General features: G+C 56.4%; 9 protein-coding genes, 1 tRNA gene and 1 pseudogene. 7 read left to right on the forward strand and 4 right to left on the reverse strand.

Annotated features, from left to right (window positions below; genetic code table 11):
- A pseudogene (locus tag Q0510_RS22460) lies at positions 1 to 440 on the forward strand (gfo/Idh/MocA family oxidoreductase); the annotation flags it as partial.
- A gap of 57 nt (positions 441 to 497) precedes the next feature.
- On the opposite strand, the gene Q0510_RS22465 reads toward Q0510_RS22460, so the two are convergent.
- Together Q0510_RS22465 and Q0510_RS22470 are read right to left on the reverse strand one after the other, a co-directional pair.
- The gene (locus Q0510_RS22465) at positions 498 to 1,238 is read right to left on the reverse strand and encodes an SDR family oxidoreductase (RefSeq protein ID WP_298716726.1); all 741 of its coding nucleotides are present in this window, start codon (positions 1,236 to 1,238) and stop codon (positions 498 to 500) included.
- 134 nt (positions 1,239 to 1,372) lie between these two features.
- Positions 1,373 to 2,353, reverse strand: a complete 981-nt coding sequence (locus tag Q0510_RS22470) for a DUF1080 domain-containing protein (RefSeq protein WP_298716729.1) — start codon at positions 2,351 to 2,353, stop codon at positions 1,373 to 1,375.
- Between the two features lie 255 nt (positions 2,354 to 2,608).
- On the opposite strand from Q0510_RS22470, the gene Q0510_RS22475 reads away from it, so the two are divergent.
- From Q0510_RS22475 to Q0510_RS22485, 3 genes are all read left to right on the forward strand, one after another.
- Positions 2,609 to 3,586 carry a phosphatidylinositol-specific phospholipase C gene (locus Q0510_RS22475; RefSeq protein ID WP_298716731.1) on the forward strand — a complete coding sequence of 326 codons (978 nt, stop codon included), beginning with the start codon at positions 2,609 to 2,611 and terminating at the stop codon, positions 3,584 to 3,586.
- Between the two features lie 361 nt (positions 3,587 to 3,947).
- Positions 3,948 to 4,610 (forward strand): DUF4253 domain-containing protein, encoded by a 663-nt coding sequence (locus Q0510_RS22480; protein ID WP_298716733.1) that lies wholly within the window; start codon positions 3,948 to 3,950, stop codon positions 4,608 to 4,610.
- 160 nt (positions 4,611 to 4,770) lie between these two features.
- Positions 4,771 to 6,357 (forward strand): ABC-F family ATP-binding cassette domain-containing protein, encoded by a 1,587-nt coding sequence (locus Q0510_RS22485; RefSeq protein ID WP_298716735.1) that lies wholly within the window; start codon positions 4,771 to 4,773, stop codon positions 6,355 to 6,357.
- A 5-nt stretch (positions 6,358 to 6,362) separates the two neighbouring features.
- On the opposite strand, the gene Q0510_RS22490 is transcribed toward Q0510_RS22485, so the two are convergent.
- Positions 6,363 to 6,992 carry a hypothetical protein gene (locus Q0510_RS22490; protein WP_298716738.1) on the reverse strand — a complete coding sequence of 210 codons (630 nt, stop codon included), beginning with the start codon at positions 6,990 to 6,992 and terminating at the stop codon, positions 6,363 to 6,365.
- Between the two features lie 72 nt (positions 6,993 to 7,064).
- Here Q0510_RS22490 and Q0510_RS22495 point away from each other — a divergent pair, with 72 nt between their 5' ends.
- A complete protein-coding gene (locus tag Q0510_RS22495) occupies positions 7,065 to 7,946 on the forward strand; it encodes a DMT family transporter (RefSeq protein WP_298716740.1) in 882 nt (293 codons plus the stop codon).
- Here Q0510_RS22495 and Q0510_RS22500 read toward each other — a convergent pair.
- Positions 7,943 to 8,842: a LysR family transcriptional regulator gene (locus Q0510_RS22500; RefSeq protein ID WP_298716742.1), complete on the reverse strand. Its 900-nt coding sequence runs from the start codon at positions 8,840 to 8,842 to the stop codon at positions 7,943 to 7,945. The two genes, Q0510_RS22495 and Q0510_RS22500, sit on opposite strands and share 4 nt — an antisense overlap.
- Positions 8,843 to 9,006: 164 nt before the next feature.
- Here Q0510_RS22500 and Q0510_RS22505 point away from each other — a divergent pair, with 164 nt between their 5' ends.
- Together Q0510_RS22505 and Q0510_RS22510 are read left to right on the forward strand one after the other, a co-directional pair.
- Positions 9,007 to 10,164, forward strand: a complete 1,158-nt coding sequence (locus Q0510_RS22505) for an MFS transporter (RefSeq protein WP_366941030.1) — start codon at positions 9,007 to 9,009, stop codon at positions 10,162 to 10,164.
- A gap of 92 nt (positions 10,165 to 10,256) precedes the next feature.
- Positions 10,257 to 10,330, forward strand: a tRNA-Pro gene (locus Q0510_RS22510).
- Positions 10,331 to 10,347 lie beyond the last annotated feature (17 nt).

Genomic DNA, 10,347 nt, shown 5'->3' on the forward strand with positions numbered 1-10,347 from the left:
CGCCCACGGAGCCCTCACACCCCGACCTCTATTGGTACGGTATCCATGGGGTGGAGATGCTTTTCACGATGCTGGGGCCCGATTGCCGCCGCGTGACGCATTACCAGGCGGGCGACACGGATGTGGTGGTTGGTGAATGGGAGGGAGGCCGCATCGGTACGCTGCGCGGTATCCGCAGCGATATGTGGAATTTCGGAGGACATGCCTTCGGCGATAAAGGGCACATGCCCCTGGGCGATTTCACGGGATACGCACCCCTCATGCCCCCGATCATCGAATTTTTCCAAAAAGGCCTGCCGCCAGCGCCGGAAGCAGAAACGATCGGCATTTATGCTTTTATGGATGCGGCGCAGGAAAGCCGGTTGAAGAAGGGCATACCCGTAACCGTTGCAGACATTGTAAAGAAGGCGGAGCGGCAAAGTGCGAAAGTGAAATTATAATACGCGCCGCATATCATTAGCAATCCCGGCAGGCCAGTGCCCGCCGGGATTTTTCATTTATGCCATGCCCCCGTTGGCGCCGATGTTCTGGGCGGAAATCCATTTGGCATCGTCGCTGGCGAGGAAAACCACCACGCGGGAAATATCTTCCGGCTCCGCAATGCGCCCGAAGGCAGACAACCCCGCCAGCCTGGCGATCGTTTCTTCGGATTTGCCGTTCGTAAACAGCTCGGTATTGGTGGGCCCCGGCGAAATGGAATTGACGTTGATGCCGCGCGCGCCCACTTCTTTGGCGAATACGCGGGTCAGTTGTTCCACCGCTGCTTTGGTGGCCACGTAACTGGCATAACCCGGGATCATGATCCGGTTCACGGAAGTGGAGAAATTGATGATGGTCCCGTTGTCGGCCAGCCGGGTCGCCGCTTCGCGGAGCGTATGGAAAACGCCTTTTACGTTGATGTCGAACATCCGGCTGAAATCCTCATCGGTGGTGTCTTTGATCAGTTTCGTGATCATAATGCCGGCGTTGTTGACCAGCACATCGATACGCCCGAAATGCGCGATGGCTTCATCGTACAGGCGGCGCACCTGAGCGGGGTCGCTTACATCTGCCTGCACGGCGATGGCTTTACCACCAGCGCTGGTAATGGAGGATACCACGTTTGCAGCATCGGCTTTACTGCCGGCGTAATTCACGATAACGCTTGCGCCCGCTGCGGCCAGATCGCGGGCAACGGTGGCGCCGATGCCCCTGGAGGCGCCGGTCACCAGTATTACTTTTGCGGATAAATTTTGCATGCCCAAATGTCGGTTTTTGCGGAGAAGGGAAATTGCGTGAAGGAAAGCGGATATTGCGAAATTCAAACGCCGGCCTGATAAACTAAAAAAGCCCGCTCGGAAATGGAGCGGGCTTTTTGTATATCCGGGAAAGATTATTTCGCGGGGGTGATGACGATCTTGCGGAACTCGATCGGGCCATGGTCGCCCTGGAAGTAGATCGGGCCGGGTTCGCCTTCGTTGCTGTCGAGCGCGCCGCCGGTGATGCCGGGGATTTCCTGGTTGCTCACAACGGTTTTGCCGTTCACTACGATGGTGACGTGGCGGCCAACGAGGGTGATGTCGAAGGTTTGCCAGGTATCGGGGCCGAGGGCGTAGATTTCGCTGGGAGCGATGAAGCCGTATACACCGCTGAAGAGCGTGGACGAAGGGTGCGCGTCTTTCGGGCTGTCTTCGATCTGCACTTCATGACGGCCTCTCAGGTACACGCCGCTGTTGCTGCCTTTCTGGTAGCGGAATTCCACGTGCAGTTTGAAGTCGGTGAATTTCTGCTCGGAGATGAGGTTGGCGCCGGACTTGGGGCTGGTGAGGATGCCGTTGCGCACTTCCCATTGGTTGGGGGCGCCTACAGCTTTCCAGCCGGTGAGGTCTTTGCCGTTGAACAGCTTGATCGCTTTGCCCCAGGACGGTGCCGCGGTGCGTTTCATTTCCGGGGCTTTCACGGCGGTCCAGTTGAAGGTGCCGCCGTCGGGGTAGGAGATGGTGCCTTTGAGGCCGCTGGCGGTTACTTCGCCGTTTACGGTGAGGTCGCCTTTCCCGCTTTCCCATTGCGGGGGGATGGTAAAGCTGAACTTCCCGTTTTCGAACTTCACGTGGGAAACGGGGCGCGAGCTGCCGGAGGTGGCTACGAAATAGCCAACGAGGGTACGGAAGCCGGAGAGCTTTACTTCCAGCCAGGAGGGGGCCGGCTGGCCGTTCTGGTCGATGGTGATATCCCACCGGCCGATCAGTTCTTTCTGGTCTGCCGCCGCCTTCACGGAATTCGCGTGTTGCTGCTCCTGGGCGGCCGCGGTGCCTGCGGTACCGAGGATCGTGGCCAGGCCCATGCCCAGTGCAAGGATTTTTTTATGCATCATTGTTGAGTTTTGCCGCTTGAATTTGATGACCACAGCGCCGGTTGCTGCCGGTATGCATGTGTAGCCCGCCAAGTTAGGATATATTTGCTTTTTCCGCAAGCCGCAATTCCATAAACGGTATATGACTTTTGTCTTAAATCATGGTGCTAAAACGATATAGTTGAAGATTAGCTGGAAATTCCGGCTTATTTTCAGCTAACAGCCCGGCCCTGACAGCAGCGATAGGATAACCCTTCACAAACCCACATTTACGTTATGAGCATCAAAACCCGTTTGCAAGCCGCAGCATTGGCGGCCATTACCCTCTTTGGCATCAGTTGCAATAAAGACGCCCGCGAAACCCAATCGCTTCTCCGGCCCGAAAGCCGCTCCAATTCCGCTCCGCAGGCTAACTTACTGGCCATTATGAACAGCTGGATGACCGGCCTCCCGGACAATACGAACCTCGCCCGCATCACCATCCCCGGCACCCACGATTCCGGCGCGCGCTTCGAGCCCATCGGCGGTACGGCCAAATGCCAGAACCTCACCATCGGCGAACAACTGGAAGCCGGCGTCCGCTTCCTCGACATCCGCTGTCGCCACATCGGCGATGCATTCGCCATCCACCACGGCAGCATCTATCAAAACCTGAATTTCACCGACGTCATCACCGCCTGTCTTTCCTTCCTCGACAACCACCCAGGCGAAACCATCATCATGTGCGTGAAGGAAGAATACGATCCCACCGGCAACACCCGCAGCTTCGAGCAAACATTCGATTCCTATGTAGCCGTGAACCCCGGCCGCTGGCATATGGGCGCTTCCGTGCCCAACCTGGGCAGCGTCCGCAATAAGATCGTCCTCCTCCGCCGTTTCGGCGCAGCTTCCACGCCCAAAGGCATCGACGCCACCAACTGGGCGGACAATACCACCTTCACCAGCAGCAACGCCGACGCTACGCTGCGCGTGCAGGATCAGTACGTGGTGCCCGACAACAACGCGAAATGGACCGGCGTCACCAATCTTTTCAGCGAAGCCAACGCCAGTACCAACAACACGTTGTTCATCAACTTCACCAGTGGTTATAAATCCCTCATCTTCGGCATCCCCAGCATCACCACGGTTTCCAATAATATCAACCCGCGCATCAATACATATTTCACCACCAATACGTATGGCCGGTACGGTATTATTCCCATGGATTTCGTGGACGCCACAAGGGCGCAGCTGATCGTGGAATCCAATTTCTAAACAGAAACCCGTGTAACACATTTCAGGCCAGCGTCAGGGCCCGGCTGTACATTTTTGCAAAGGCTCCCGGTTTATTTCCCGGAGCCTTTTGCATACAATATCTTCGGAAAAACACTATTTTGTACGCAGATCCTTTTTAGCGAATTCATCCCTGACCTAATCATTCCACCTGCCCGTGGCTATACCGCCGCTGCCGTAAATCCTGCAGCAGCGCAGGGCAACACCGGGCGGGAAACAGGAGACATGTTCGAAAAACCGGAAATCGATAATTCCGTTGGGAATGTGCCAACGGAAGCAATGCAGGAAATGGTAAGTAAATGCCGGTGGGCCATCGCCACCGGTCCGTAATGCTTGATGAATCATGAAAATCATTGATTTTTTCCGCCGTCTTTTCGGCGACCGGAAGGCCTTGTCGAACCCCGGGGCATCCGATTACAAAATGGCCGCTTCCGTTCAGTTCGATCCTTTCGTTGTGGAAAATATCCGCAGCGTCACCGCCGCCCCGCTTTCCCGGCTGGCCACAGAACGTGAAGTGTATTACGTGGCGGAAGGCAAGACGGTCCTCGAACTGTACAAGCCGCACGGTTTGCAGTTCAAGGCTAAGCAGGAAGAAGCCGAAGGAATGATCCGCCGGTTGAAGGAAGCGCTTCACGGCAACGGCTACATCGTTTTCCGCTCCGAACAAAAATTCGGGCATGGCCCCGACGTTATCGGCATCATAAAGTCCAACGACCAGTTCGATATCCTCCGCTGCAAAGGCACCGAAGCCCCGAATTACGACATCGGCAGCGACGCGCTCATCACCACGCTCAAATCCTGGCATGCCGAAACGCCGTTCGAAATCATGGGCGCGGATTACGACTGGCTGGAAGCAAGGCTGCTGAAAGCACCGGCAGACTGGGACGCCATGGCGGAGAAAGTGTATGCGTTATGCCCGGACGTCGTGGAACAGGGCACCCTCACCGTAGCTGCCCTGGCGGCCGAAATGAAAGAAACCGGCACGCTGTATCTCTGGTGGGATTAAGCGGGAATTTGCATTTTCGCAGAATTTTGTATTTTTGCATCCCATTTTAAACTTCATTCGTACCAGCATGTGAGATTTATTTTCTTTCCAAATTAACCCGTAACTGCGTGGCCACATTACCCCGGCCGCCGTTATTCTTCACTGTTAAAGAAAGAAAATCATGTTGGCGTTTCAAGACGTTACTTACGCGCATCCCAATAAAGACGTATTGTTTTCCGGGCTTCATTTTACGGTGAACCGCGGAGAAAAAATTGCATTGATTGGTCCGAACGGCGCAGGGAAATCTACATTGCTCCGGCTCATGGCGGGGGAATTGCAACCATTAACCGGCAGTATCCGGCGCGACGAGCTCCCGTACTACATCCCCCAGCATTTCGGGCAGTTCGACCACCTGACGGTAGGCGAGGCCCTCCGTGCCGGTGAGCGCCTGCATGCCCTGCGCGAAATCCTCAGCGGGAACGTGACCGACGCGCTCATGGCCGCGCTGGACGACGACTGGACTGTTGAAGAACGCTGCCAGGAAGCCCTCGCGCACTGGCACCTGGCCGGCCTGCCGCTGGACCTCCGGCTCGAAGCGCTGAGCGGCGGACAAAAGACGCGCGTCTTCCTCGCCGGCATTCTCGTCAACCAGCCTTCGTTCCTCCTGCTCGATGAGCCCGGCAACCACCTCGACGGCGCCGGGCGCGCATTGCTCCGCGAGCTGATCGCCGGGTGGCGGCAAACGCTCGTGCTCGTCAGTCACGATGCCACCCTGCTGCGGCTCCTGCCCGAAGTGTTCGAGCTGGGTAAGAAAGGGATCACGGTGTACGGCGGCGGATTCGACTTCTACAAAGAACAAAAGGCGATTGAGCAGGACGCACTACGCCAGGATCTCCACAGCCGCGAAAAGGCCCTGCGCAAAGCGCGGGAAACCGAACGCGAAGCCATGGAGCGCAAAGCGAAACTGGACGCGCGCGGCAGGAAGAAGCAGGACAAATCCAACGTTCCCACCATCACCCTCAATACTCTCCGCAACAACGCGGAAAAGAGCGCCGCCAGTTTGAAGAAAGCGCATGCCGAAAAAATGGACGGCATCGCCGATGAAGTGAACCGCCTCCGCAGGGAATTGCCGGATATCGATAAGATGAAGCTGAATGTCGATGATTCTGCTTTGCATAAAGGGAAAGTGCTGCTCACCGCGCAATCGCTGAACATCCGGTTCGGGGAAAAGCTCCTCTGGCAGGAGGGGCTTGATTTCCAGGTCAGGAGCGGTGACCGTACCGCCATCCGCGGCGGCAACGGTTCCGGCAAAACGACGCTCATCCGGTTGCTGCTGGGTGAGTTGGAGCCTTCGGAAGGCGCGCTGCAGCGGGCGGATTTCCGGGCGGTGTACATCGACCAGGATTATTCTTACCTCGAAGGCGGGCTGACCGTCTACGAACAGGCGCAAAAGCATAATCCCGGCGCGCTGGAAGAGCATGAAGTCAAAATGCGGCTGAACCGTTTCCTGTTCGGCCCGGAGGACTGGAATAAGCCATCTTCCGCCCTGAGCGGCGGGGAGAGGATGCGGCTGTTGCTATGCGTGTTGAATATCGGCACCAGGGCGCCGGACATGATCATCCTCGACGAGCCCACCAACAACCTGGACATGCAGAACGTGGAGATCCTCACGGCGGCCATGAACGGGTACGACGGGACTTTGCTGGTGGTTTCCCACGACGAGGCATTCCTCGCTTCACTGGGGATTGCGGAAGAGATTGCGTTGTAGGGAATTCAGGAACGGAAGTTCCAGTTGACGATGGGCAATTTGCGTTTTTCGTTTTCGTTCCACAGTCCGATCTGCACGCCACGCGTGTTTTTGCTGGCATTAACGAGCCCGATCTGGATACCACGGAGCCGCTCCGTGCGTACGCCCATGCCCAGCTGGATGCCGTTGGCCTTTGAGCAAATATTAACGGTTCCGTATTGAATCCCGTTCATGACTTCCGTGATATTGGCCATGCCCGACACAGAAATCCCGTTGATGCGCCAGTTGACCTGCGTAATCCCGCCGACGGAAATACCATTAATGTGATAACACATGCCGCCCGTGGCGGAAAGGTTGATGCCGTTTACTTTTTCGGGTTGCTCCTGCGGGGGAACGGGTTCCGGGATGTAGCCATTGGCGGAGTCCCAGGGCGCGCGCGGGATGAAGCTCAGCAGGAGCCCTGCGCCGGGCACTTCCAGCCGGAGGCCGTTGGTGGTCGTATTCGCTTTGTTGTTCAGGGAGAATGCGCCCACGCTGACGCCGTAGATGCGGATGTTGTGCTGATGGAAGGTCCACAGCGGGAAGCGGGCTGTGCGGTGTTGCGCTTGATTTGGCAAAAACGCCAGCATCACCAGGGATAAAAGGAAGTAGCGCATAGGATTGGAGATCGTAATTATGCCTAAAATACCGGTTTTTTTCCGGAATCAGTTTTCTAGTTTTAACATGTTTTGGAAAATCGTCGTATACAACTGATTGCCGCGGGGATCATTTTCGCCTTTCTCTGGGCTTCCGCCGCTGCCGCCACCAAACTGGGTTTGCGTGCGGTGCAGCCTTTCGTGTTGTTTGTGCCGCGCTTTTTCCTGGCGGCGGCCATCATGCTGATTTTGGCGCACGTGGTGCTGAAAAAGCGCCTGCCGCGCGGGAGGGAGTGGAAGCAGGTAGCGGTGTACGGCTTGTTTAACGTATCGCTGTACCTGGGCATTTATGTGGTGGGGATGAAGCAGGTGTCTGCCGGGTTGGGAGCGCTGGCAACTGCCACCAATCCCGTTTTCATCAGCCTGATGAGCTCTTTTTGGCTCCGTCGCCCTCTGCAGCCGGTGACGCTCGTGAGCCTGGCGCTCTGTATGGCGGGGATCGGCGTGGCCGCCTGGCCGTTGCTCGCTGAAAGCTACGCGACGCCACTTGGGCTGGGGCTCGTGTTGTTCAGCATGATCACTTACTCGATCGGTTCTTTGTACTTCACCGCCTGCAAATGGGGCGACCTCCATATTTTCACCATTAACGGCTGGCAAACCTTGTTCGGCGGGATTTTTCTCTTTCCGCTGATGATCGGCTGGTACGAGCCGGCGGCGAACCATTTCAATATGCTCTGGCTGCTGTCGATGCTTTGGCTGGCGGGGCCGGTTTCGATCGTTGCGGTATTGTTATGGCTGTTCCTGTTGAAAGACAATCCCGTCAAAGCTTCCTTCTGGCTGTTTCTCTGTCCCGTTTTCGGTTTCGCCATATCAGCGGCGCTCATGGGCGAGCCCCTCAGCTGGTGGACCTTCGCCGGCGTAATGCTCGTGGTGGCAGGCTTGTACCTGGTGCAGCGTACCCGTGGAAAAAGTTAGTTCATCCGGTGGAGGAAAATATCCTTGATCTGCGCGATCTCTTTTGCATATATCGTTTTCTTCCGCGTCCCGAAATACAGGGTGTTTTCGATAGATTGATCCCCTTCCCACACCAGTTTCAGTTTACCCGCATTGATTTCTTCCCTGCAAAGGAAATCCGGCACTACGGACAGGCCCGTGCCGCCCGCCAGGCACCGCATGATGGAGCTGATGTTGGGCACGATGAAATTGGGCTTGAATTCCAGGTTGCAATTGAAATTCACCTGCCAGAACCTTTTGAGGTGCTCCATATCCGCGGCGGTACTGAACCATATCTGTTCCTTCAGCCAGTGGATGGCTTCCTGTTTTTGTCCTTTTTTGATGTGTTGCAGGAAGGGTTTCGCATCCAGCTTCGGACCGCCTACGAGCACGATGCGCTCTTTGGAGAAAGGCTGGTATTCGAGGTTCTTTTCATCGCCCTTGCGCGGGGTAACGATGAGGTCGAGCAGTCCTTTGCCGAGATCGTGCTGCATCTCGGGATAGTCGCCGAATTTGATGATGAGGTTAAAGGGGAGATTTGCGATGTGTTCTTCCAGCGTGTACTGGAATGTCTCGAAGCACATGCCGACGCTGATGGTGGACCTTTCAGAACGCGAGCTGCGGCTGAACGTCTGTTCCGCCGATTCCAGTTTCGTCAGCGGTTCCAGCACGAAATTATACAGGATCTTCCCTCTTTCGGTCGGCACCATCCGCCGGGCCGAGCGGTCGAACAGTTTATACCCGGTAAACGCCTCCAGGGAGTTCAGGTGCAGGCTGACGCCCGGTTGGGAGATGTATAATGCGTCCGCAGCCTGGGTAAGGGTGCCGAGCTCATAAATGGCTTTGAAGGTGCGCAGCCATTCCAGGTTCAATGCCATAAAGTATAATTTTAGTAATACAAATGTATCATTTATATTATTAGGATGATGATTTGGTTTGATGGAATTTTGCATCTGTCAAAATCATCGAAATGAATACAGTTGCTAGAATACCAGAAGCGGTGGCGGTGGCACAGGCGCTGCCCGTAAGAGAACAAAAGGGCCTGCCGGGGGCATTATGGGCGCTCACGATCGCCGCTTTCGCCATCGGGACCACAGAATTCGTCATCGTAGGGCTTTTGCCTACGGTGGCGCAAGATATGCGGATATCTATTCCCTCCGCCGGTTTGCTGGTAAGCCTTTACGCCATTGGCGTAGCGGTGGGGGCGCCGGTGCTCACTGCCCTCACGAGCCGCATTCCCCGCAAGGCATTATTGATTTCCCTTATGGCGTTGTTCATCGTGGGCAATGGGCTGGCCTCCATTGCGCCGGGCTTCCTGACGCTGGTGCTGGCGCGCATTGTGACGGGGTTTGCGCATGGCGTGTTTTTCTCCATCGGTTCCACGATCGCCGCGGCCATCGTGGCGCCGGAGAAGCGCGCCACGGCGATTGCGATCATGTTCGCCGGGCTCACGCTCGCCATTGTAACGGGCGTTCCGCTGGGTACCTTCATTGGGCAGCATTTCGGCTGGCGCGCAACGTTCATCGGTGTGTCGCTGCTCGGGGCTGTTGGCTTGGTGGCAAGTGCGGTGCTGGTTCCGGGCAACCTGAAGAATGGCGAGCCGGCGCAGCTGCGCGGCCAGCTGAAAGTCCTGGGGAATAAGCGCCTGGTGCTTGCTTTCCTCATGACGGCCATGGGGTACGGCGGCACGTTCGTCGCTTTTACGTATCTCTCGCCGATATTACAGGAGATCACCGGTTTGCGGGAATCCGTTGTGAGCCTGATCCTGCTGTTGTATGGCGTGGCCATTGCGATAGGGAACCTGGCGGGCGGCAAGGCGGCCAACCGCAATCCGCTGCGGGCGCTGTTGTGGATGTTCATGATGCAGGCGGCGGTGTTGCTGATATTCGCTTTCACGGCGCAAGACAAACTTTGGGGAATCGTGACGTTGTTTGTACTGGGGGGCTTGTCGTTCGCGAATGTGCCCGGTTTGCAGCTGCTCGTGGTGCAGATCGCGGAGAAGGAGCTACCGGGTACGGAAGACGTGGCATCCGCCTTTAATATCGCCTCGTTCAACATCGGCATCGCCATCGGGGCGTATGTTGGTGGCCTGGTGGTGGTGTCGCCATTGGGGTTGGAAGCGACGCCCTGGGTAGGGGCTTTATTCGTTGCGCTGGCGGTCGGGTTAACAATCATTAGCATGCGGCTGGTTCGCAAGTAATACGCTGGAAGGCGGGGTGGCAGCGGGTTTGGAAGAAGAACGAAAATTATTTTTGAAATTTAATTTTCATAGCGTAGATTTGCGACCCCGTACGGGATGTAGCGCAGCCCGGTAGCGCGCTTCGTTCGGGACGAAGAGGCCGCTGGTTCGAATCCAGTCATCCCGACATAAAAAATAGAAAGC

It is taken from the genome of uncultured Chitinophaga sp., assembly GCF_937874145.1.
In the GTDB taxonomy this organism is placed as follows: Bacteria; Bacteroidota; Bacteroidia; order Chitinophagales; family Chitinophagaceae; genus Chitinophaga.

Coding starts and splice junctions, on each gene's coding strand:
- Q0510_RS22465 (WP_298716726.1), bottom strand. CDS start 1,238: ATGCAAAATTTATCCGCAAAAGTAATACTGGTGACCGGCGCCTCCAGG.
- Q0510_RS22470 (WP_298716729.1), bottom strand. CDS start 2,353: ATGATGCATAAAAAAATCCTTGCACTGGGCATGGGCCTGGCCACGATC.
- Q0510_RS22475 (WP_298716731.1), top strand. CDS start 2,609: ATGAGCATCAAAACCCGTTTGCAAGCCGCAGCATTGGCGGCCATTACC.
- Q0510_RS22480 (WP_298716733.1), top strand. CDS start 3,948: ATGAAAATCATTGATTTTTTCCGCCGTCTTTTCGGCGACCGGAAGGCC.
- Q0510_RS22485 (WP_298716735.1), top strand. CDS start 4,771: ATGTTGGCGTTTCAAGACGTTACTTACGCGCATCCCAATAAAGACGTA.
- Q0510_RS22490 (WP_298716738.1), bottom strand. CDS start 6,992: ATGCGCTACTTCCTTTTATCCCTGGTGATGCTGGCGTTTTTGCCAAAT.
- Q0510_RS22500 (WP_298716742.1), bottom strand. CDS start 8,842: ATGGCATTGAACCTGGAATGGCTGCGCACCTTCAAAGCCATTTATGAG.